Raw genomic sequence first — 21,538 nt, 5'->3', positions numbered from 1 at the left:
TTTTCATCCCTGATATCCTCTCGCCTTAAGACTTGGCCTTCGGCATCTGAGCAACCAGTGACAGGTTGACGTCCATCCCTTCGACCTGGAAGTGCGGCACGGCATACAGCTTCACACGGAAGAAGCCCGGATTGTCCTCAATATCTTCCACCACCACTTTCGCGTCGCGCAGCGGGTGAGAAGCCTGCAGCTCGTCGCCGGGATCGGTCATCTCCGTGACCAGACTGCGCACCCAGGTGTTCAGCTCAAGTTCCAGCAGACGACGATCTTTGGTGGTCCCGATATTTTCACGCTGGATCAGCTTCAGGTAGTGGGCGATCCGCGACAGCAGGAAGATGTACGGCAGACGGGCATTGATACGGCTGTTGGCGGTTGCATCCGCGGTGTCGTACAGTGCCGGTTTCTGGGTGGAGTTCGCGCTGAAGAAACAGGAGTAATCTCTGTTTTTATAGTAACTCAGAGGAATAAAGCCCAGGTTCGCAAACTCAAATTCGCGGGTTTCCGGGATCATCACCTCTGACGGGATCTTCACCTGGTTGCCGGTGCCCAGATCGTACAAATGGATAGGCAGGTCCTGAACGGCACCACCGGCCTGCGGGCCACGAATCTGCACGCACCAGCCGTTGTTGATAAAGCTGCGTACCATATTGGCTGCAAACGCAAATGAGGCGTTGGTCCACAGGTATTTGTTGTGATCCGGGCCTTTCACCTCTTCCACATAGTTGAAGCTGCGTACCGGCGTGGTATCCGGACCATACGGCAGGCGGCCCAGTACACGCGGCATCACCAGACCGATATAGCGCGAATCATCCGTTTCGCGGAAAGATTTCCACTTGATGTACTCCGCACGATCAAAGTAGTTGCCGATATCCCTGATAGCCGCCACGTCCTCCATTGACTCTTTGAGGAAGAATTTCGGGCCAGCAGAGCCGATAAACGGCATATGCGCCGCTGCAGAAACTTTCGAAATATTGCGCAACAGGGCAACATCCTGCGCAGAAGCATCAAATTCATAGGCGGAAATCAGCGCGGCAATCGGTTCGCCACCCGGCGTGTCATATTCATCAATGTAGGTGTGTTTATACAGGCCGCTCTGGATAATTTCCGGGCTGTCTTCGAAGTCCTGACGCAGATCTTCTTTAGCCATATCCAGCAGTTCGACTTTCACGTTCTGACGGAAGTCGGTTTTGTCGACAAGGGATTTCACGCCGCGCCACAGGCTTTCTACCGCCTGAAAGTCCTCATGGTGCATAACGGCATCAAGCTGGCGACTAATCTGGTGGTCCAGCTCCGCGATATGATGATCAATCAGGTTTCTGTCGAGTTTCTCCACTTTTGAGCCCGATTTTGTCAGGCATTCCAGAAACACCTGCATCCCGGCCGTCAGACGCTCATCGGCTGTCGCATCCGACATCGCCTGTGCATCCTGCCAGATGTCCAGTGCACTCAACTCGGACACTGGGTTCAGATTGATTTTTTCAAACAGTGACGCATAAACCCCGGCAGCAGGACGCTCCAGCACCACACTCTCGCCACCCGCGGCATTTTCATTTTTTACAGACATCAGCATCTTCCTTATTAATCCGTTATTAATCCGTTAAAGCACCGTGAGCCTATGGCTGTTTCGGGGCCAGCGCAGACAACTCAGACCGGAGTTCGGCGCTTAATGCCGGATCGAGCAGGATTTTTTCCAGCTCTTTTCGGAATGCCTGGTTGTCCAGCAGGTTGGCCTTTAAATCACGAAGTAAATTGCGCATGGAAAGCATGGCTTTGAGCTGAGGTATTTGTCGGGAGACCTGCTCCGGCGAGAAATCCTTCATGCTCTGAAAGGTCAGACGGATATTTTCTTCGCTACCGTCACCAGCAAGCGTGTTTTTAACGGTAAGACTGACTTTCGGGGAATATTCGGAAAGCACAGCGTCGAAATTATTTTTGTTCAGATTAACTTTTTTTCGCTCAGATAACGGTGCTGTCTCCTGCCCATGGCTGAAATCGCCCGCAATCAGCAATTTCAGAGGGAGCTCGGTTTTCTTGCTCGCGCCGCCGGTATGCAGATCAAGTTTCAGATTAATACGTGCTTTGGGTATTTCGGACTGAAAGGAAGAATTAGACATAGCTGTCCCTGTTCTATGAAGTTATAGAAGCGGTGACTGCCAGCGAGAAATTAAAAGAAAAGCAAACCCTTTATTAGCACTATCCCGGTTCCCGTCATCTGACAGGAATCAAAACCCCGGGATGTAAAGCGGGCGCATTCCATTCACCAGCACGTCGACACGGTATTTTTCAGGTACTTTTCAGAAATAAAAAAACGTCCAGCAAGCACCTGGAGACGGAGTTTATGAACGTTTCACGCATGACAGGAAATAAAAATATGTAACTAAAGATTACAGAGATATGCTTTAACAATATTTTATCATCTTTATGATTTGCATGACTTTTATTTAAAAATCCCTTCAGAGCTTATGGAATAAGGATGTTCAGTAAGTGATCAATGTATTTCAGAGCATGACATGTGCAAAATCCCACCAGTCACATGAGAACGTTAATTTTTCATTGTTAAAAAAATAACTTTCAGGAAGCGAGTGTGAAAAGGGGGAATAGGACGAGACCGTCATGTCAGCATAATTTCTTTTATTGACGTAAATCAATTCTGGTTATTTTCGCTTAAAAAAAACTGAAATCAATGTATGTCACCTGTCTGTATAAACGTATTTCAGACATCGGAGAGAAGAAAGATTATCGTTATCTGCGTGCTTGTGACCTGTCACCGCATCTGACCGCGAGTTATGCGATGCCATCACTTACGTCAGCCAGAATAAATCCGGCCGGTGCACTCGCCTGCAGCGATCGCAGACGATAAAGTCAGCTAGTGTCACGATGTTGTTTGCGTTGGGAACGAGAGGTTTACAATTAACGGAAGGGAACGGTGCAGGGCATATTTACGCGATCAAAACGCGTCGATATAACATCATTGTCAGGCGCCCTCCAGGGCCGGGGCCTGCCAGATAATGTCGAAGGGCAGTACCGCAGCTGCCCTTCTCTGTTTACCCGTCATACCCGTAAACACGGGTAGCGACGCAGAACCTTATCGTTCAGTCGTTCTGTAAACCTATCGCCGTGTGTGGCTAAAGAGATCCGGGCGATTGAGGTTAATATAATCGACGCCCGCCGCCGCAATTTCCTGATGAATCGCTATATCGTCATCACCGTAATAAACCATAATCTCAAGCCCGGTCTTACGGCTTGCTTCAAGAATACCGGGATGACGCATCTGCTCTACGTTTACCTCAATGATCGATGCATGATGCACGGTGACAACGAGAGAGGGAGACATCGCGATATTGAGGGTCATCATTTTGCGCAAGTCCGGCGCAACGGCCTGAAGGCCAGCGCGCATCGTTTCGGAAAACGAAAAGAAAAACGTATCACGGACCATACCGAGATCGCGTACCAGTGCAGCCACTTTTACCGGATCGCAGTATTTCAGCTCAATATAAACGCCCGCGCGGCCGCGCAGATGTTCGAGATAGGCATCAAGTCGCGGCACCCTGGCGTCTTTAAAACGCTCATCGAACCAGCTTCCCGCATCCAGTGCATCAATATCGCGCGACAGAGCATGCCCAACAGGGCCCGTCCCGTTCGTGGTGCGATCCAGCGTCTCGTCATGGATAACGTAGAGCACACCATCGGCGCTCTCCCGTACATCCAGCTCAATGTAATCAGCCCCCTGTTCAAGCGCCAGATCGGCGGCAAAGAAGGTGTTCTCTGGCGCAAAATGGTTGGCGCCACGGTGTGATACGATTCGGGTCATGGAAATCTTGTCCTGTAAGCTAGCCAGCGTGAACCTGTCTGCTGGGGTGGCCGGTTACGGCGAGGTTGGCATGAAGATCGACGATGCGTTTACCGACAGCATTGAAGATCAGAGTCAGTTCGGGTTGGCTCGCTATTCCTACCCGGGAACCAGGCGCATGACGCACCGCTTCACCATATTCCAGCGCGCGAAGCGTGCCGGCCGGCGTGTCAATCGTGTAGAAAACTTCACGTCCCATCGGCTCAACGGTCATGATCTCCCCACACAAGGCAGCCTCGTCAGCGGCAATAAGGTTGATATCTTCCGGACGCAGACCAAAACAAACGGGGCCGTCGTATTCGTGGTTCAGTTCGAGTGTCGTTTGCCCCAGGTGCAGAAACCCGCCGACGGCCTGTCCTTCCACAAGATTCATCGGCGGCGAGCCGATAAACCCTGCAACAAAGCGATCGGCCGGACGTCTGTACAGGTCATCAGGTGTCCCAATCTGCACTATCTCGCCATGATTCATACAGATGATCCGATCGGCCATGGTAATGGCTTCCAGCTGGTCATGGGTGACGATCAAGGTAGTGAAGCCGAGACGTTTCTGGAGATTCTTGAGTTCCGTCCGCATGGTGATACGGAGCGTCGCGTCGAGGTTAGAAAGCGGTTCGTCGAGTAACAGAATATTCGGTTCCTTGACCAGAGCCCGCGCCAGCGCCACGCGCTGTTGCTGCCCCCCTGAAAGCTGCGACGGGCGTCGATCAAGCAGTGCGCTTATTTGCACCAGATTAGCCGCCTCTTCCACGCGCCTGGCAATGTGCTCCTTACCTGTTTTTTTAAAACGTAACGGAAAAGCGATGTTTTCACGTACCGTCAGGTTTGGGTAAAGCGCATAAGACTGGAAGACGATACCGACGTTGCGATCGCGGGCATCGATGCGATTGACGTTGTGCCCGTCAAACGCGATCTCACCGCTGGTCGGCGCATAGAGCCCTGCCAGCAGAAACAGCGTTGTCGATTTACCGCATCCTGAGGGGCCGAGAATGGCGACGAATTCGCCGTTCTCAATGGTAAGATTCATCGGTTTCAGGACCTGAGTCTCGCCCCAGTTTTTGCTGACATTGTTAAGAGTGATCGAGGCCATGACAATTATCCCTTGATACCGCCAAAACTCATTTGAGTGATGTATTTCTGCGTAAAGGTGTAGAGAACGAGCACAGGGAGTAAATAAATGATGCCCACAGCGGCGATCATGCCGTAATCCGCACCCGTATTATCCTGTGCGACAAAGAACAGGTAGAGGCTCATCGTCATCTGGCTTTTGTCGATAAGTAACGTCTGAACAAAAACGTACTCCTCCCAACCACGTAAAAAGGTGAAGGTGGCAATCGCAATCAGTCCGCTACGCACCTGGGGCAATACCACCATACGAAAAGCCTGAAAACGGGTCGCACCGTCGGTCACCGCGCTCATTTCAATATCCCAGGGCACTGCGTCGAAAAAGCCCTTCAGAACGAAGATCGCATAAGGCAGCTCCAGCGCACTCATCACCATCACCACACCGAAAAGATGGTTGAGCAGGCCCATAAAGTGAAGCTGGATAAAGATGGCGATGGTGAGCGCCAGCGCGGGGAAAGCATGTAACAGCAGCAAGCCACGCAGAAAATTTTGCCGCCCGGCAAAGGCAAAGCGCGATAACGCGTAGGCGGCTGGGGTAGCGACGATCGTGACAATCAGCGTTTGTGAAACGCCAAAGATCAGCGAGCTTCCAAGTGCCGTCCAGGCCGATGGCATCAGGTCCACGCGCGTGGTGCCCGTATTCGCGATGTCGCGCATCCAGAGAAAACGGTAGTTGTGCAACGTCATGTGTGGCATCAGAAAAATCATCACAAGCAGCAGCACAACGATCCCCAGCGCAGCCCAGGACAATACCGGTCTGCGTAAACGCTCTGCCAGGAAAGCAAGCGCGATCGCTCCGATATACGCGACGCCCGCAATTGCGCTGGTGCGCCACAGAACAAGCCGGCTGACGGACGCATCAGACGTGGTCAGCGATTTGGCCAGAAGCCAGAGGTAAGGCAGCAGAATCGGCACTGACATCACCGTCAGGAAGAGAATGAGCGCAGAAAGGAAGCCGACACGGTTGATTGTGCCTCTGCGTTCAAGACGCGCCCATTTCGATTTGGCCACTGCCGGGTTTGGGACGAGTGACATCACAATACCTCGATTTTCGGCGCGGCAAACGTCGCGCGCATATTACTGACCCGCCATTGCATTAAGGTCACGCCTACGCCGATCACCATCAAGCCAAGCGCCAACGCCGCGCCATAGGCGTAAGCCCCATTTTCAAAGGCGCGACGGTAGATATAGAGCGCATAAGGCGTCGAATCGTAGACGGGACCGCCACCGGTGATGAGCAGAATGTACTCGTAGGTCGTCAGCAAGGAGAGCCCCTGATAGATGGTGATAAACCGAATGGGCTGAGACAGTGCGGGGGCCACTACATAGCGCAGCACGCCCCATTCGCTCGCCCCATCCACTCGCGCCGCATTGGCAAGATGTGCAGGGATGGAACGAATGGATGAAGTCAGAATGACCATGGCAAACGATGCCCCGACCAGGCCATTTGCCACAATGATGAGAAACAAGGGGAAATCATTACGCAGATTCATGAGCGGCAGACCGAAGGATCCGGTTACCTGATTGAGCAAACCAGACGGCGTGGGATCGGCAACCCATATCCACAGAATACTGTAGAGGACGGCCGGCGACATGCGTGGCAAAAGCCAGAGACCGCGAAAAAGATTACCCAGCCTGTCGGGAATGGCCGTCGTTGTTATCGCCAACAGGACACCCAGCCCGACGTTAAAAATAAACAGCGTCGCCGTGACATAAATCAGCGTCGTCAGCAGCACCGCAGGCATGCGCGCATCGCGTAAGACAATCCGCTCGATGTTTTGCAGCGTGAAGTGACCGACCCGCAGATCAGCGCCCATATCGGTAAAGGCGATGACGGTATTGACGATAATGGGCGCCAGGAAAAAGACGGCCAACAGCGCGATAGCAGGCGCGAGATAGAACACAGGTCGGGCCGGCCGGTGCGCCCGAGGCTGAAACTGAGACATGACCACATCTCCCTGGAGAGTAAGCGACGCTTTACAGGCTAAGCACTATTTTTTGGCGACAGACGACCGGATTTCTATATCGTCGCCAAACTGCAGTTCGAGCTCTTCGGCGATAAAATCAACGGCCTGTTTTGCCGTCATTTTTCCTGTTTCAACCGCCTGGAGACCGCTGAACAGCACCTTGTTATAGCTGCCAAACTGGATATGATTGGGCACGAACTTCGCATGTACCATCATGGGCGAAGCGGCTGACAGCACCCAGTTATCGCGGTATTTCGGCATCGCCGTTTGCGCGTTGCTGATGGCCGTGTGATAGGACGTCACAGCATGTTCGTTGTTGAAATAAGGCAACGTCGCCAGTGCCACCAGTTCGGCAGCAATGTCAGCATTTTTGCTTTTGGCGTTCACCGTATAGAGAAGCGGATGCGACAGGTTTGAGGGCTGACCGCCCTTTTTGGCCGCAGGCGCCGGGATCCAGCCTATCTTATGAAAATACCCTTCTTTGTCTGTCGGCCAGACCGCGCCATTTTTGTCGCCCAGTTGCCAGGCAACCGCCCAGACGCCCTGGTGAAAGATAAAGGCCTTCTCCTGCTTGAACGCGTTCTGAATGGCATCCCAGCTCATCGCCGTGTTATCGACCGGCGTCACTCCCTGCTTCGCATTGCGCTCATACCAGCCAAGCGCATCCGCCATTTCTGCTTTAGGGAAGATGAGCTTGCCGGTCTTGTCATCCATAAATTTCACGCCGTAAGACTGAAAAACCATCAGATAATCAATACCGACATTCGGCCGGTGCAACATGCCGTACTGGGCCGCTTTACCGTCCACGACCTCTTTGGCAAGGGCCGTCAGATCGTCCAGTGTAAAATCACCGGACTCCACCCTGGCCGGTATGGCGTTGATAAAGGCTTCATCCTTGCCGATTTTTCTCAACATATCTTTGTTGTAAAAAAACATGCGTATTTCAGCATCCTGCGGTATGCCATAGATCTTTCCATCGTTTGCCTTTGCCGACGCCCACAGGACGGGCAGGATGTCGCCATAGACCCACGGTGCCGCCGCGATCTTATCGTTCATTTGCATGGCATAGCCGTCCTTCGCAAACTGACCAATCCATTCATGGGGCAGCACATAGATATCCGGCCCTTGTCCGACGGACATCGCCTTCAGCATATCCATGGCGAAGTCGTCCCAGCCTTTGACAGCACTGCTATTGGCCTGAATCACAATATGTTTGTCGACGCCCGCAGCCTTAAATTGCTTGTTCATGATGTCGGCTGCATCTTCAATGTTGGTAATGCGGTTCGGTGCGCTACGCTCGGCGAGCGTGGCGAGTTTGATCGTTATCTCTTCTGCGTGGGTCATGCCAACACACAACGCGGACATCACGAGGGTGGCGAGGACTGTGAGTTTTTTTGACATGGTGTTTATTCCCGTTGTGCCTATTATTTAAGTAAGTTAATTTATTTAAATGACAGGTTCATGACCATGTGAAAACGACAGGGAGAAGGTGCGTTGACTTCATCAAAACATTGGGAAGGAATCGGTACGACCCAGTCGGCCGTACTACGTTATCTGCGTCGCAACGACGCCGCATCACGTGCTGAGATCGCCGATTGTTGCGGGGTGACAGCGGCGGCCGTCAGCATGATGACCCGCGATCTCATCAAGCGAGGTATCATCATCGAAGGAGCCCGGCGTTCATCTGGCCGGGGCGCGCCCCACATTGATCTGATGCTTAATTCCTCCATCGGCTATGCCGTTGGGATTCATGCCAGCCGCTTCTCTGTTACGCTGATGCTGCTTGATTTCAAAGGGAAACGGGTCGACGAAATTGAACTGACCGGCCACTATGATACCTTTGCCCGCGCCCGCTCAGAGATACAGAAGGGCCACAAAACGTTGCTTGAGAGAAACCACATACCGGATCATTTACTGATTGGCGCAGGCATTGCCATGCCGACGCGCTTCCAGCGCGGTCAGGCTCCGCTCCATCTGGCTCCCGAAGTGCTTTCCTGGGATGAACCCGGGCTGTTCGAAGCCATTCAGCAGGCGCTGGGCTGTCCGGTGTTAATCGAAAATGATGCCAATGCTGCCGCCATGGGCGAAATGACGCTAGGTAATGCGGCTAATCATGACGATTTTATCTATCTCTATCTGTCAGAGGGCGTCGGCAGTGGCCTTATCCTGGGCAAACAACGTTATCGCGGTCATCTGGGCAATGCGGGCGAAATTGGGCTGCTGCTGCCACTCGACAGGCCCCGCCCCTCTTTTACTGACCTTGCGGCGTGGTGTAAGCATCGCCTTGGCCAGATACCTGAAGGCCGCGCTGAGGCTGTCTGGCACCATTTTCTTAGCGAAAACACAGCGGTTCTCGACGAATGGATCGCACGTACTGGCCCGGAGATCGCCCGGCTGGGCTTTATGCTGAATGCGGTCCTCGCGCCAGCGGCGATCTATCTGGGTGGGACACTTCCGCAGATGGTGCGTGAACGGCTTGCGGCCTGGCTCGACTTTTCCACTGTGGATACGTTAAACGGCACACCTGTCGTGCAGCCTGAAATCTGTCTGCCGGACGTCGCGGCCACGGATACGGTCGCATTCGGAGCCGCCGCCATGGTCCTGCATAATGTTGCTCAGCAGGATAACGGGCATCGCGACGGGGTCAACTGACCGCTCAGCGGCGGTGACGGAATGAAGGAAACCGACGCGGCAAACATCGGCGACGGTTCTCTGAGTTGGCCGCGGATAAACAGGTCTCTGTGAAATGAGAGCCAGTCCGCAGCGAGCGTCGGTTTATTTGCGACCGCAGCGTGGGACAGGTTTGGTTTAATTTGCCCGCACTATAATCCCCACTTGGGGCCAGCCGGTGAAAGCGTGATCGGGATGGGCTTGCCGCTTACCGCCACGCGTGGTGCAGAAGGCGTGTTCCACTGAAAAAGACAGATATGCCAGCCGCCGGGAATAAGACGCGAACGGTCAATAATCCCATCCGCGCCTGTTGCTCTGGCTTTATCTGCGTTGTGCCATGAATCCGGGATTCGCCCCTGCTGCAGCGCCATTCGCCAACTGCCATCAGCGGCTTCTGGCAGGATTCCCAGTTGCTCACATTTTGCCTTATCGCGCTGATCTACCAGCCAGGCCCCTGACAGGCGTAGTGGAATCAGGACGCGTGAAAAGCCATCCTCACGCATATAGCCCGATACCGCCATGATGGACCATTCCGGCAGCGGACTCATATACAAGGCCGGTTGCCCGAGGCGATGATAACGCCCCGCGCTTTGCGGGCCGGGTGCGGCAAGCACCGCCTGCGCCTTCGAGGTTAACACAGCGCGATAAAAAAGGCCGCCCACGGGCAATAGTGCGTGATGCATGTTTGTCTTTTCTCCCGCAACAACCCCATCCCTGCGATTGCTGAACGCGCCAGTTAATCGCTTAGTGCGTAGCCACGAACCAGCCCGACCTGTCGGCGCATGTCTGCCTTGCCTGCGCACAAGCCGGTGATACACAGGCGCGGGGCCAGCCGATCATCAGATTCGTTCCATCTGCCCGGACGACACGGTGTGATGCCGTTTAGGATGCGACTTTGGATGCGCCGGATTACATTGCTCATGTGTGCCGGGCAGATAAAATCTGCCGTCCTGAGAGGGCGCAGTTCCGCCGGGACAACCATTCATGCCGTGCTGACCATTGTGGCCAGGCAACCCAGCACCGCCAGGTTGATTGTCCATACTTCCGCCGTTACCGCCCGCTCCGCCATTTCCACCTTCCCCACCGTTCCCCCCTGGCGCGGCATAGCAGACTGATGCGGTTAACAACAAAATAAGCAAAGCAGCGCCTCTGCGCATGGTGTGACCTCCGTGATTCGCGATTATTTTTCGACAGTAATGACATCCGGCGTTTGCGCCACAATCTTCAACGGCGTGCCTTTTATAGCCTGTCCGAGCGCTTCACGAAGCGTCATGGTGCCCTCTACAGGATTCACCTGAACAGCCCCAGTGCGCGACAAATCCGTCTGGATAAAACACCCGGTACCGTGCGCCAACTGTTGCGCCGTTTCGTCAAAGCGCGACAAATGAAGATTGTAGGTCGCTTCCGCATCACATTTACCCGCAGGGATGTGACCAGAAGATGACTGGCTGCACGACGTACACGTCAGCGCCAGCAGCAAGCAGGCTGAGTTGAAGGATGTGAAATGCATAACGCCTCCGGGCACAGGAAAACTTGTGTCTTTGTCCCATAGTCAACTGTTTCTGTCAGCGTGCAGAGTATGTCTGAGTGTGATCGCAGGCGAGGAGGTGGGAAATGTGCGGCTCGCTATCGTGCCGCTTCGCACTGGCGGTAATGACCTGTCTTTGCAGAGAAAGCGAGAGCAGCGATGCACAGAGAAAGTCACGTTTACGGTGTCGTGCTCACCGGGCGCGACGGAACGCGTCTTCGCCGTCCATGGCGCTACCATGATTTTACGGTGATGTGTCCTGTGTACACAAAACGGAACCGTAGCGGGCATGGCGCCCTTTCCTGTCTGGGCGTCATGCCCGTTTTTGCTGCGCATTGACAAGATGCTGGGGTTGATTGATCGCTTTGCGCGCAATCCAGTAGAGCAGAACCCGCTCATCGTCACTGTCGCGGTCCGCCATTGACAATAATTTCAGTGCCAGGGTAGATTTCGTGACAGGCTGCTGTTCTGCGCTCAGTTCGATCACTGCCTGACCGATAATGCAGCAAACTTCATCCTCACTGGTGATGGATTCATATGTCCGGTCTTTCATATTTCCTCCTGTTGAATGGACTTTAAGCCTGGCAAAAAAATGCTAAGCCTGCCGGGAAAACAGGTTGGCCGTAACATTCCCTTACTGCTGTTTACCTGCCTTCATTACCTTGACTCACCTCGTTACACTTACCCCACGCGGCCATTCATTCCGCCCTGACAGCATTTCATTCCGCGTTGCATTCCGTTCATGCGCTTTCCGCCCTCGCGCGTAGGGGTTTTGGTTATTCTGACGCCAGTATTCAGTTTCCCCCTGGGAGTAACATAATGAACGCGACTCAACAGACTGCCCACCAGCGTACACGCTGGCTCACACTTATCGGTACGGTGATAACCCAGTTAGCGCTGGGGTCCGTTTATACCTGGAGCTTATTCAATGGTCAGCTCGCGCAAAAACTGGATGCGCCCGTAAGCCAGATCGCATTTTCATTTGGTTTACTGAGCCTGGGGCTGGCCATCTCTTCTTCACTGGCTGGCAAGCTGCAGGAGCGTTTTGGCGTCCGTAAGGTCACTATCGGCGCAGGTATATTGATGGCGCTGGGATTAGGGCTGACCGCCCATGCAGATAATCTGATGATGCTGTACCTGAGCGCGGGCGTGTTGTTAGGTCTGGCCGATGGCGCAGGGTATCTGATGACGCTATCCAACTGTGTGAAATGGTTTCCTGAACGCAAAGGCATGATATCGGCCTGCGCCATTGGCGCTTACGGTCTGGGAAGTCTGGGATTTAAATTCATTTGCGGGGCACTGTTGGCACGATTTGGGCTTGAACAGACCTTTGTGCTCTGGGGCCTGCTGGCAATGGCGATGATTATTGCTGGCGGACTGATGATGCGCGATGCGCCGCTGCAATCTGCGTCAGCTACCCAGGCAGAAGCGACGCGTCAGTATACGTTGGCCGAATCGGTGCGTCTGCCACAGTACTGGATGCTGGCGTTGATGTTTCTGACTGCCTGTATGAGCCGGCTGTATGTGATTGGCGTTGCAAAAGACATCGGGGAAGGTTTGGTTCACCTCAGCACCCAGACCGCCGCTAACGCAGTCACGGTCATCGCGGTAGCAAACCTGAGTGGTCGGTTAGTACTGGGCGTGCTGTCCGATAAAATGGTGCGTATTCGCGTGATCTCACTGGCCCAACTGGTTTCACTGATCGGTATGAGCCTGATGCTGTTTACACAGATGAATCAAACCACGTTTTTCCTGTCCCTGGCCTGCATTGCGTTTAGCTTCGGCGGCACCATTACCGTCTTCCCTTCGCTGGTCAGTGACTTTTTCGGCTTAAATAATCTGACCAAAAATTATGGCCTGATTTATCTCGGCTTTGGCATTGGCAGCGTAATGGGTTCGCTGGTGGCCTCACTGTTTGGCGGCTTTACGGTCACTTTCAGCCTCATTATGACCCTGCTGGTTATATCACTGGTGCTGTCACTGACAATCCGCCTGCCGCAGAGCCAGCCAGCCCATGAACCGCTGTTGCAGCGTCAGTAACGTTACAGGGCCAGATAAGCCTGGCCCTCATCATCAGCCGCGAAAACGCGGCTCTTCCATACCGGCCACGTCGACATCCACCGCAAAAATATCGCCCGACTGCGGATAGCGGGCGAGATCCTCTTCGCTGAGGTTTTCGCGTGAGCTGGTGATGAACAGCGTCTTGAGATCGCTGCCGCCAAACGTCACCATGGTGGGCCATTTCACCGGCAGTGTAATCTCATCGACGATTTCACCGTCGTGCGGATCAATACGCACGACGCGTCCGCCGTCAAACAGGGCTGACCAGTAATAGCCCTCACTGTCGACAGCCGCCCCATCGGGCAAGCCACCACGGGCATCAAACCGCCGGAAGATTTCACGCTGCCCCGGCTCGCCCTGAGCATCAAGCGGATAGCGATAGAGCACTTCATTCGGCGTATCGCTGTGATACATCCATTGACGGTCAGGAGAAAAGGCAACGCCATTGGAAATTTTGATGTCGCGTGCCTTCACCTCAAGCGTCAAATCAGGCGTTACGCGACAAAGCAAGCCGCCGTTTTTATCCTGTGGCTCCCATAAACTGCCGCACCAGAAATTACCCCAGGGATCCACACGGCCATCATTGAAGCGGCTTTTCCCGGCGATACCGGGATTATCCGCCACTTTTTTTTGCGGTTTCCCCTGCTCGTCCAGCAGCCAGACGCCGCTACGCAGTGCGGCAATGATACCGCCCTGTTCCCGCAGGCCGATGCATCCGACTTCTTCTGCCTGAGGAAATGTAGAGAGCTCACCACTCGCCGGATCGAAACGATGGATGGCCGGTGCCAGAATATCCACACACCACAGCACCTGTTCCTGCACAGACCAGAGCGGACATTCTGCCAGCTCTGCCTGAAGCGGCAGAACGTTTTTTACCCTATGCGTCATGTTTGTCTCCCTTTAATTGTCCTGATATTACTGTAGCGCTAATTTCCATCTTCACACATGCACGTCAGCCTTGTTTTTAAGACAGGTCTCACGCATATTAATACCTATTCGGTCTATTCCGATTGGAATATGCGCTCACCCTCTTTTTCGCGTTCTTTTTTGAAATATCGCGACATATTTATCGAAATAACTCTACACAGGCTGCATTTTTGCTGCACTTTTTCGGCGTATTATCCTGAGTATTGAAAAAGAGGAGGTGCCGTATGCCAGACATCGTTACCGCCGCGCTGTTCCCTCAGTCGGTAGCCTTTATTTCTCCTGGACAGGAGGCGTTATCCGCAGACGTTCCAGCGCAGCAGAAAGGAGGCATAAAACAAAATGATATTCACTGAAGGGCAAAGATTTCACACAGCATAATATAAAAAGAAGGTGGGATATAATCCCACCTCATTTATTCATTAACTTTTCACTGCGTAATTACACTGATACCAGGTTTTCTTTAAACCTGGTATTGTGCTGTCCTGAACAGGGAGTGACTCTACTTTATCAAAACCTTTATTGCTGCAGTAATTCGCGATATCAATTTCCATTGCATCACGATTCACTTTCAGCGGGTCGAAACGATATTGTACGGTATTTGAACTGGGATCTTCATCAACACGTTCAAACGCCCCGGGTTTACTGGCGGTACAACCGCTCAGAAAAATAAGTGCAAATGCACCCATGATTGCCATTTTCATTTTATTTCCTCACATTTTGACGCAGTGTAAGGCGCTGCAAAATGCGCATCTATAGGATTAGTACGCGAACAACTGCGTATTTACGAAGTTTTACCAATTGATTCAATACGGTTAAACAACTGGCAGGTTATGCCAATAAACTGCGACACTGATTCCAGTGAAAAGCCTCACGAACAACACCAGGAATTACTCTAAAAAAAGCCTCTCTCAGCATTTAGCCCGCCACTGGCGGGCTTTTTTCTTTTTAACCTTCGCCTGAAAGCGCAATCATTCTACGAAGCAGATTGGCGGCTTGCTTGTCCGGGAGTGCGAGGATGGCACTATAAAGATCGACAGACATGGCACACATGGAAGACCGATCAACGGCGGCATCGGCAGGCATATTCAGCTGTTGCAGCTTATTGCCCCACTTCAGGTAGAGATGGTCGACGATGGTTTTGAGATCGTGCTGCGCCTGCTTGCGGTCCAGCGGTTGTTCGTCCCCCAGACTGTTAAGCAGCAAATACTCGGTGGCATCGGCATCTTTTTGGTTCAGGCTGGCGGGCAGAGTTTCAACCAGATTGATACCGCCCTTCACCTGCGGATAAAGGAACTGAAAACAAAGGCCCGGGTCAATTTTATTGAGCGTCTGCATTTCTTCCACCGAGACGCCAATATATTTCAATACGGCCGCGTCAGTACCCCGCATAAGGCGCTGATTGATCACATCCGTCAATAACCCGCGCAGTTCGCCCGTTGCCTGCAACATGGGTTCGCCTTCACGCAGTTTGCGCGCCAGATCGCGCGTCAGTATTTGCCACAGCGCGGGTTCCTGAGTGCGTAGCACCCGATACACCGTAGCCTGTGCCATATAATCTGCCGCGCGCTCGTAGCGTTTCTCCTGCTGCTGCTGAGGCTGGATCCAGCTGAACCATAAAACATTCGACAACAACAGCGGCAGGATAAAAAGAACCACGCCCTGCCACGCTTTAAGCCGGGTGGTTCTGACTAACATAACGATGATAATCGCCAGCAGCACAAAGGCGGCCAGCGTAAGAAAAAGCAGGAGAGTCATACTACGTTGTTAATCCTTACGCACATCGATCAGTACCGGGCAATGCGCGCGTTCAACCACAGCGGCACTCACAGATCCTTTTAATAACCGGTTAAAGGGCGATAAATGACGTCGCCCCATAATAATCATGCTGGCATTGAGCTGCTGGGACTGGGCCACGATTGTATCCGCCGCTTCGCCGGCCAGAATCATACCTCGCGCCTTAATGCCGGCCTGGAGCAAGGGGGCCAGGGCATGACGCACCACCATTTCAGCGGTATTTTGCTCATCCTGCGCGGCCACAAAATCTGCCGGATCTTCACCGGCATCAATATCAATGGGCTGGCTACAGGATGAATAGGCGGGATCGATACAACACAGCACAATCACTTGTGCATCATGCGCCTGTGCTTCTTCGATCGTTAACGACACCACTTTCTTCGCGACCGGTGAATTATCGATAGCCATTAATACTGTTTTCATTGAGCACTCATCCTTCAACAGCGGCAATTTTGCCAATTTCACGAATCAGAGCCTGTTTGCACAGCAACATTTCTTCACGATAGCGTGATTCATGCTTCTTAAACCGCGCCGTGGGCACCAGTAAGGAGACCGCAAAGCGGCCAAATAGTGTATCGAGCGCAAAGGCCATGGTTGAAACGCCTTCAAGGGTTTCACCACGGTCGTAGGAAATGCTGGTTTCACGCACTTCCCGAAGCATCTCTAACAGTGCTGCCTGCGTCTTAACCGTCTTGTCCGTGAGTTCGCGCCAGGCATCTCCCACCAGCGTCCGGACGTCTTCATCGCTTTCCAGCGCCAGCAAGGCGCGGCCACCCGAGGTGCTGTAGAGCGGCAGCTCCAGTCCGATACGGGGAACCACCCGCAGCTCGCGCGACGCCACAACATAATGAATGACGGCAAGCTGCGCACCACTGGCGCGGGACAGGGAGACCGTTTCATTGGTATCCGCCGACAGTTTTTCCAGCAGCGGCTTGACCAAATCGACCACATCCGTGTTCACGCTGGCGAGCAGCTTCAGTAAAGCTGGCCCGAGACGCAATCCGCCCGCCCCACTGCTTCGAACCAGTTCGGCGCTGTCCAGCGCGGCCACAATGCGCTGTACGGTAGAACGCGGCAGATCAACCGCATGCGCGATTTCGCCCAGACTCATGCCACCGGGATGCTCGCCCAGAGCATTAAGAATTTTAGCCGCGCGCGCAATAACCTGAATACCGCCCGTTTTTTCATCTTCGCGGCTGGATGATTGTTGAGTCATAGCGTCGTCCTTTTTGAGCTGGCTTACTGTAACCCGAAAAGCGCACGTTTTACAGCGTGTACCACATTGCAATACAGCATATTGCCATGTAATATCGCCCCGCCTGTATCGCATCGCAATACATCGAACCAAAAAAACAATGAGACACCTGCTATGACGACCCAGCCTGGCACTGCGCCGCCGCTGCATCCCTTTACCTTACGTCTCGCCCTGGGCCTGCTTGGCGTCTGGATCGCGGCGCTGACCTCCGGGCTCAACGATCGCGTCAGTGATATTGCGCTGGCCGATATTCGTGCTGCCCTCGGTATGGGCTACGACGACGGAAGCTGGATTGTTTCGGCTTATCAGGCTGCCGAAGTGGCCGCCATGATGATTGCGCCGTGGTTCGCGGTGACGTTTTCCCTGCGCCGCTTTACGTTATTTGTTTCGGTCGGCTTTATGCTGTCCGGAATACTGTTACCGCTGATGACCGATCCTGTGCTCTTTATGGTATTACGCGTGATCCAGGGGCTCTTTGGCGGCGCGCTGCCGCCGATGCTGATGACCGTCGCCCTGCGTTTTCTGCCACCGCCGTTCAAGCTCTATGGATTAGGCGCCTATGCCCTTACTGCCACCTTCGGGCCGAATATGGCCGCGTCGCTGGCCGCCTTCTGGACCGATCAGGTCAGCTGGATGTTTGTCTTCTGGCAGGTTGTGCCCGGTATGCTGATAGCCCTCGTATTAACCGGCTGGGGATTGCCTCAGGATCCGTTGCGCACAGAACGTTTTCAGCAGATCGATCTGTTCGGGATGCTCACAGGCTGTAGCGGGATGGCGTTAATCATTCTGGTACTCAGCCAGGGCGAACGGCTTGACTGGCTGGATTCTCCGCTGATTGCCGCTATGCTGCTGGCCGCCGTGCCGTTACTCATCGTCTTTTTAATCAATGAGTGGTTCCATCCCCTGCCGCTGTTTAAGTTGCAGATGCTGCGGCGACCTAACCTGCTGCACGGCCTGCTGGTGCTGGCCGGCGTCCTGATCGTGTCGCTGTCTGGCTCTGCCCTGCCTTCCAGCTATTTTGCCCAGGTCGATGGCTTTCGCATCGCCCAGTTCGCGCCGCTGGCGTTGACCATTGGGTTGCCCCAGCTCATTGTGGCGCCGTTGCTTGCCGCCCTGCTGAATATCCGCTGGATTGACTGTCGCTGGATGCTGGCAGTGGGCTTGTGCTTCCTGATTGCCTCCTGCCTGCTCGGTATGCAGATCACAACGGACTGGGCGCGGGATAACTTCTGGTTGATTCAGGCGTTGCAGGCCGTAGGCCAGCCGATGGTGATTCTGCCCGTGCTGATGAGCGCGACCAGCGTGGTAGCACCGCCTGAAGGACCTTTTGCCTCGGCGATGTTCAACACGGTACGCGGGTTTTCCAGCATTGCGGCCTCTACCCTGGTGTCATGGTTTGTCAGCCATCGTGAACAGTTTCACTCCAGTATCCTCGTCAACCAGGCGGGCAGCAGGCCGTGGCTGATGACCGCCCCCAACAGCAGTCAGGCCAGCAGTCAGTTTCCGCTGTTGCCCGATGGCAGCGTGAGTTCCGTCGAGAATCTGCGCGGCTTTGCTACCCAGATAAAGCACCAGGCGCTGGTGCTCGGCCTGAGTGATACCTGGCTGCTGCTGATCGGTTTTGCGCTGCTGCTGCTGGTCGTCACCGCCTGGCTGCCCAAACGCGTCTGGCCGCCCCAAACCTTGATTCAACCTGCAACCTCCACGTCGAGATAACTGTATATGCGTGCTTTAGTAATGAGAAAAACCGTGCTGCTTTCCCTGCTGCTGCTGGTTTTGCTGGCGATGGCGCTGATTGTCTGGTCCGTGATGACCCGTAACGATCACCGTACCAATGATGCCTGGGTCAATGCCGATTACACCCTTGTTGCGCCCAAAGTGTCGGGGTACATCGCCAGCGTCAGGGTGAAAGATAACCAGCAGGTTGCCGCCGGTGAACTCCTGGCGACGCTGGACGATCGCGATTACAAAGTGGCACTGGAAAGCGCGGAGGCCGCATTGCAGGTCAGTGAAGCCAAACTGTTGAGCAGCAAAGCACAGCTGGAGCAGCAGGAGTCGGTCATTGATGAACAGAAGGCCAGCGTTTCCGCCAGTCAGGCTTCGGCGCAATATGCCGGACAGAGTGCCGAACGCTATAACCGTCTCTATCAGCGCGGCACCGTTGCCGCTGACGAGCAGCAAAAAGCCAGCTCGGCGCAGCGCTCTGCCAGCGCCGCGGTGCGTCAGAGTGAAGCCGCGCTCGCTTCTGCGATTAAGCAGGTTGGCGTGCTGCAGGCAGCCGTCCGATCCGCCGAAGCGGATGTTGCTGCCGCCCGAGCCAGCGTCGACCAGGCACGTCTTAATCTGTCTTACACCCGCATTGTGGCCCCGGTGGCCGGCATGGTGGGACAGCGCGCAGTGCGCCTGGGCGCCTATGTTTCCGCCGGTACCCGTTTGCTGGCGGTGGTGCCGTTACAACAAACCTATATCACCGCGAATTATCTGGAAACGCAGTTGCAGGATGTGCGTCCGGGTCAACCCGTCCGCATCAGGGTAGATGCTTTGCCTGACCAGATTTTTACCGGTCACGTCGACAGTCTTGCCCCCGCGACAGGCGCGACATTTGCGGCGATTGCTCCCGATAATGCGACCGGCAACTACACGAAAGTGGTTCAGCGATTACCGGTTAAAATTGTCCTGGACCAGAACCAGAAAAACCTGGCGCAACTCCGCGTGGGCATGTCGGCAGTGCCGGACATTGACGTTCGATAAAAATGTGAACAAACTCTCAGAACCAAACTATTTATTTTCGGTCTGAATACGCGTAGATTAGCCCCGATCCTGTTCTGAGTTATTCAGTTCGTACGGGAGATCGTTGACCGTAAATCTGAACGGCGACCTTATCCTTTCTGTCCGCGTTGCGCTGGATGGGATCGCCAATATCGTAACCGCTCAGAGGAGTTCGCTTGTGAAATATGCGCTGATGGGAATTTCTTTCTTTGTACTACTTTGGGTCGGCACCTTTGTGCTGATGCTGTAGTCTCTGCAGGCATTCCACAGGGGCGACAGGTGGTCGCCCCAATGGGATGTTAAATCTGTTCTTCCATACTTTTCACGCTGCCCGGCAAAATGCCGTCGGCGCGAAACATCGCCTTAATGCCTCTTACCGCCTGTCGGATACGATCGCTGTTTTCAATCAGTGCAAAACGGACGTGCGTATCGCCATAATCACCGAAGCCCACGCCGGGTGAAACGCATACTTTCGCTTCCTGCAGCATGTGCTTGGCAAATTCCAGCGAGCCCAGATGCGCATAATGATCCGGAATCTTTGCCCAGACGTACATCGACGCTTTGGGAATATCCACCATCCAGCCCGCTTCATGCAGCCCTTTCACCAGCACGTCGCGGCGACGTTTATACTGTTCGGCAATATCGCGCACGCACTGCTGATCCCCTTCCAGGGCCGCAATCGCCGCGACCTGTAAGGGCGTAAAGGTGCCGTAATCGTGGTAGCTCTTGATTCGGGCTAAGGCGGCGACCAGCTCTTTGTTGCCCACCATAAAACCTATGCGCCAGCCGGCCATGTTATAGCTTTTTGACAGGGTGAAAAATTCGACGGCCACATCCCGTGCGCCAGGCACCTGCATAATGGACGGCGCTTTCCAGCCATCATAGACGATATCGGCATAGGCCAGATCGTGAATGACCAGCACGTTGTACTGTTTGGCCAGCGCGATGACGCGCTCAAAAAAGTCCAGCTCTACGCACTGAGAAGTGGGATTCGACGGGAAACCCAGCACCATCATTTTAGGTTTGGGATAGCTCTCGCGAATAGCACGCTCCAGCTCATTGAAGAAATCAATGCCCTCCACCAGCGGGACGGAGCGCACCTGAGCGCCTGCGATAACGGCCCCATAGATATGAATGGGATAGCTGGGATTCGGCACCAGCACCGTGTCGCCATGGTCAAGCGTGGCCAGCATCAGGTGAGCCAGACCTTCTTTGGAACCAATGGTGACTATCGCTTCCGATTCGGGATCAATATCTACCTGATAACGCTCCTGATACCAGCGTGAAATAGCACGCCGCAGGCGAGGAATACCGCGCGATGTGGAATAGCCGTGCGTATCTTCACGTTGAGCCACCTGGCACAGTTTTTCGACAATGTGCGGCGGCGTCGCGCCATCGGGATTACCCATTGAAAGGTCGATGATATCTTCGCCGCGCCGACGCGCAGCCATCTTCAGTTCAGCGGTAATGTTAAAGACGTAAGGGGGCAGGCGTTCAATACGCGAGAAACGACGAGTGGTGCTGTTATCAGCCATGGTATCCTCTGGAAACGTTAGCGCCCGGACCGTCCGAGCGACGCTGGTCACTGCGGTGAC

General features: G+C 54.1%; 21 protein-coding genes. 5 read left to right on the top strand and 16 right to left on the bottom strand.

All coding sequences use genetic code 11. The features are described 5' to 3' along the window. Positions 1–25: 25 nt before the first annotated feature. The 7 genes from tssC to GC090_RS06255 form a co-directional block, all read right to left on the bottom strand. On the bottom strand, positions 26–1,570 hold the full coding sequence (tssC, locus tag GC090_RS06285; RefSeq protein ID WP_205955539.1) for a type VI secretion system contractile sheath large subunit: 1,545 nt from the start codon (positions 1,568–1,570) through the stop codon (positions 26–28). 43 nt (positions 1,571–1,613) lie between these two features. Then, positions 1,614–2,114, bottom strand: coding sequence for a type VI secretion system contractile sheath small subunit (gene tssB / locus GC090_RS06280; RefSeq protein ID WP_205958697.1), 501 nt, complete (start codon positions 2,112–2,114; stop codon positions 1,614–1,616). 995 nt (positions 2,115–3,109) lie between these two features. Further along, positions 3,110–3,811: a glycerophosphodiester phosphodiesterase gene (gene ugpQ / locus GC090_RS06275; protein WP_324021133.1), complete on the bottom strand. Its 702-nt coding sequence runs from the start codon at positions 3,809–3,811 to the stop codon at positions 3,110–3,112. A 19-nt stretch (positions 3,812–3,830) separates the two neighbouring features. After that, complete coding sequence (locus tag GC090_RS06270) at positions 3,831–4,937, bottom strand: ABC transporter ATP-binding protein (protein WP_205952101.1); 1,107 nt, start codon at positions 4,935–4,937, stop codon at positions 3,831–3,833. 5 nt (positions 4,938–4,942) lie between these two features. After that, complete coding sequence (locus GC090_RS06265) at positions 4,943–6,007, bottom strand: carbohydrate ABC transporter permease (protein ID WP_054633394.1); 1,065 nt, start codon at positions 6,005–6,007, stop codon at positions 4,943–4,945. Further along, positions 6,007–6,918 carry a carbohydrate ABC transporter permease gene (locus GC090_RS06260; RefSeq protein WP_058707745.1) on the bottom strand — a complete coding sequence of 304 codons (912 nt, stop codon included), beginning with the start codon at positions 6,916–6,918 and terminating at the stop codon, positions 6,007–6,009. Before GC090_RS06260 ends, GC090_RS06265 begins: the two co-directional genes overlap by 1 nt. A gap of 45 nt (positions 6,919–6,963) precedes the next feature. Further along, entirely contained in the window at positions 6,964–8,340 is a 1,377-nt protein-coding gene (locus GC090_RS06255) for an ABC transporter substrate-binding protein (RefSeq protein WP_006120344.1), read from the bottom strand. A 93-nt stretch (positions 8,341–8,433) separates the two neighbouring features. Between GC090_RS06255 and GC090_RS06250 the strand changes: the two genes are divergently transcribed. After that, on the top strand, positions 8,434–9,591 hold the full coding sequence (locus GC090_RS06250) for an ROK family transcriptional regulator (RefSeq protein ID WP_172912886.1): 1,158 nt from the start codon (positions 8,434–8,436) through the stop codon (positions 9,589–9,591). Between the two features lie 170 nt (positions 9,592–9,761). Here GC090_RS06250 and GC090_RS06245 read toward each other — a convergent pair whose 3' ends face one another. The 3 genes from GC090_RS06245 to GC090_RS06235 all read right to left on the bottom strand — a co-directional run bounded on the left by GC090_RS06245 (position 9,762) and on the right by GC090_RS06235 (position 11,690). After that, the gene (locus GC090_RS06245) at positions 9,762–10,292 is read right to left on the bottom strand and encodes an RES family NAD+ phosphorylase (protein ID WP_324021130.1); all 531 of its coding nucleotides are present in this window, start codon (positions 10,290–10,292) and stop codon (positions 9,762–9,764) included. 497 nt (positions 10,293–10,789) lie between these two features. Further along, a complete protein-coding gene (locus GC090_RS06240; RefSeq protein WP_033740761.1) occupies positions 10,790–11,119 on the bottom strand; it encodes an STN domain-containing protein in 330 nt (109 codons plus the stop codon). Positions 11,120–11,450: 331 nt separating this feature from the next. Further along, the gene (locus GC090_RS06235) at positions 11,451–11,690 is read right to left on the bottom strand and encodes a hypothetical protein (RefSeq protein ID WP_006120349.1); all 240 of its coding nucleotides are present in this window, start codon (positions 11,688–11,690) and stop codon (positions 11,451–11,453) included. A gap of 266 nt (positions 11,691–11,956) precedes the next feature. Between GC090_RS06235 and GC090_RS06230 the strand changes: the two genes are divergently transcribed. Then, positions 11,957–13,177: an L-lactate MFS transporter gene (locus GC090_RS06230; RefSeq protein ID WP_324021128.1), complete on the top strand. Its 1,221-nt coding sequence runs from the start codon at positions 11,957–11,959 to the stop codon at positions 13,175–13,177. A gap of 33 nt (positions 13,178–13,210) precedes the next feature. Here GC090_RS06230 and GC090_RS06225 read toward each other — a convergent pair whose 3' ends face one another. The 5 genes from GC090_RS06225 to GC090_RS06205 form a co-directional block, all read right to left on the bottom strand. Further along, complete coding sequence (locus GC090_RS06225) at positions 13,211–14,086, bottom strand: SMP-30/gluconolactonase/LRE family protein (RefSeq protein ID WP_039339825.1); 876 nt, start codon at positions 14,084–14,086, stop codon at positions 13,211–13,213. Positions 14,087–14,544: 458 nt separating this feature from the next. Beyond that, positions 14,545–14,826, bottom strand: coding sequence for a hypothetical protein (locus tag GC090_RS06220; protein ID WP_006120355.1), 282 nt, complete (start codon positions 14,824–14,826; stop codon positions 14,545–14,547). A 244-nt stretch (positions 14,827–15,070) separates the two neighbouring features. Next, the gene (locus GC090_RS06215) at positions 15,071–15,880 is read right to left on the bottom strand and encodes a hypothetical protein (RefSeq protein WP_033740770.1); all 810 of its coding nucleotides are present in this window, start codon (positions 15,878–15,880) and stop codon (positions 15,071–15,073) included. Positions 15,881–15,889: 9 nt separating this feature from the next. Continuing rightward, complete coding sequence (locus tag GC090_RS06210) at positions 15,890–16,342, bottom strand: universal stress protein (protein ID WP_324021126.1); 453 nt, start codon at positions 16,340–16,342, stop codon at positions 15,890–15,892. 7 nt (positions 16,343–16,349) lie between these two features. Continuing rightward, positions 16,350–17,135, bottom strand: a complete 786-nt coding sequence (locus tag GC090_RS06205) for an IclR family transcriptional regulator (RefSeq protein ID WP_006120359.1) — start codon at positions 17,133–17,135, stop codon at positions 16,350–16,352. 153 nt (positions 17,136–17,288) lie between these two features. Here GC090_RS06205 and GC090_RS06200 point away from each other — a divergent pair, with 153 nt between their 5' ends. The 3 genes from GC090_RS06200 (at position 17,289) to ypdK (ending at position 20,193) form a co-directional block, all read left to right on the top strand. Next, positions 17,289–18,890, top strand: coding sequence for an MFS transporter (locus GC090_RS06200; RefSeq protein WP_054687349.1), 1,602 nt, complete (start codon positions 17,289–17,291; stop codon positions 18,888–18,890). 6 nt (positions 18,891–18,896) lie between these two features. Then, positions 18,897–19,925, top strand: a complete 1,029-nt coding sequence (locus GC090_RS06195) for an HlyD family secretion protein (protein ID WP_324021124.1) — start codon at positions 18,897–18,899, stop codon at positions 19,923–19,925. Between the two features lie 196 nt (positions 19,926–20,121). Beyond that, positions 20,122–20,193, top strand: a complete 72-nt coding sequence (gene ypdK / locus GC090_RS06190) for a membrane protein YpdK (protein ID WP_006120362.1) — start codon at positions 20,122–20,124, stop codon at positions 20,191–20,193. Positions 20,194–20,242: 49 nt separating this feature from the next. Here the strand turns inward: ypdK and alaC are convergent, their stop codons facing one another. Continuing rightward, positions 20,243–21,478, bottom strand: coding sequence for an alanine transaminase (gene alaC, locus GC090_RS06185; protein ID WP_006120363.1), 1,236 nt, complete (start codon positions 21,476–21,478; stop codon positions 20,243–20,245). Positions 21,479–21,538 lie beyond the last annotated feature (60 nt).

It is taken from the genome of Pantoea sp. JZ29, assembly GCF_035190385.1.
Lineage (GTDB): Bacteria > Pseudomonadota > Gammaproteobacteria > Enterobacterales > Enterobacteriaceae > Pantoea > Pantoea stewartii.
The sequence above is the reverse complement of the archived record's forward strand: the minus strand, read 5'-3'. Positions and strand labels throughout refer to the sequence as shown.

Excerpts from the sequence above, each read along its gene's own strand:
- tssC (WP_205955539.1), bottom strand. The coding sequence starts at position 1,570 with ATGCTGATGTCTGTAAAAAATGAAAATGCCGCGGGTGGCGAGAGTGTG.
- tssB (WP_205958697.1), bottom strand. The coding sequence starts at position 2,114 with ATGTCTAATTCTTCCTTTCAGTCCGAAATACCCAAAGCACGTATTAAT.
- ugpQ (WP_324021133.1), bottom strand. The coding sequence starts at position 3,811 with ATGACCCGAATCGTATCACACCGTGGCGCCAACCATTTTGCGCCAGAG.
- GC090_RS06270 (WP_205952101.1), bottom strand. The coding sequence starts at position 4,937 with ATGGCCTCGATCACTCTTAACAATGTCAGCAAAAACTGGGGCGAGACT.
- GC090_RS06265 (WP_054633394.1), bottom strand. The coding sequence starts at position 6,007 with ATGTCACTCGTCCCAAACCCGGCAGTGGCCAAATCGAAATGGGCGCGT.
- GC090_RS06260 (WP_058707745.1), bottom strand. The coding sequence starts at position 6,918 with ATGTCTCAGTTTCAGCCTCGGGCGCACCGGCCGGCCCGACCTGTGTTC.
- GC090_RS06255 (WP_006120344.1), bottom strand. The coding sequence starts at position 8,340 with ATGTCAAAAAAACTCACAGTCCTCGCCACCCTCGTGATGTCCGCGTTG.
- GC090_RS06245 (WP_324021130.1), bottom strand. The coding sequence starts at position 10,292 with ATGCATCACGCACTATTGCCCGTGGGCGGCCTTTTTTATCGCGCTGTG.
- GC090_RS06240 (WP_033740761.1), bottom strand. The coding sequence starts at position 11,119 with ATGCATTTCACATCCTTCAACTCAGCCTGCTTGCTGCTGGCGCTGACG.
- GC090_RS06235 (WP_006120349.1), bottom strand. The coding sequence starts at position 11,690 with ATGAAAGACCGGACATATGAATCCATCACCAGTGAGGATGAAGTTTGC.
- GC090_RS06230 (WP_324021128.1), top strand. The coding sequence starts at position 11,957 with ATGAACGCGACTCAACAGACTGCCCACCAGCGTACACGCTGGCTCACA.
- GC090_RS06225 (WP_039339825.1), bottom strand. The coding sequence starts at position 14,086 with ATGACGCATAGGGTAAAAAACGTTCTGCCGCTTCAGGCAGAGCTGGCA.
- GC090_RS06220 (WP_006120355.1), bottom strand. The coding sequence starts at position 14,826 with ATGAAAATGGCAATCATGGGTGCATTTGCACTTATTTTTCTGAGCGGT.
- GC090_RS06215 (WP_033740770.1), bottom strand. The coding sequence starts at position 15,880 with ATGACTCTCCTGCTTTTTCTTACGCTGGCCGCCTTTGTGCTGCTGGCG.
- GC090_RS06210 (WP_324021126.1), bottom strand. The coding sequence starts at position 16,342 with ATGAAAACAGTATTAATGGCTATCGATAATTCACCGGTCGCGAAGAAA.
- GC090_RS06205 (WP_006120359.1), bottom strand. The coding sequence starts at position 17,135 with ATGACTCAACAATCATCCAGCCGCGAAGATGAAAAAACGGGCGGTATT.
- GC090_RS06200 (WP_054687349.1), top strand. The coding sequence starts at position 17,289 with ATGACGACCCAGCCTGGCACTGCGCCGCCGCTGCATCCCTTTACCTTA.
- GC090_RS06195 (WP_324021124.1), top strand. The coding sequence starts at position 18,897 with ATGCGTGCTTTAGTAATGAGAAAAACCGTGCTGCTTTCCCTGCTGCTG.
- alaC (WP_006120363.1), bottom strand. The coding sequence starts at position 21,478 with ATGGCTGATAACAGCACCACTCGTCGTTTCTCGCGTATTGAACGCCTG.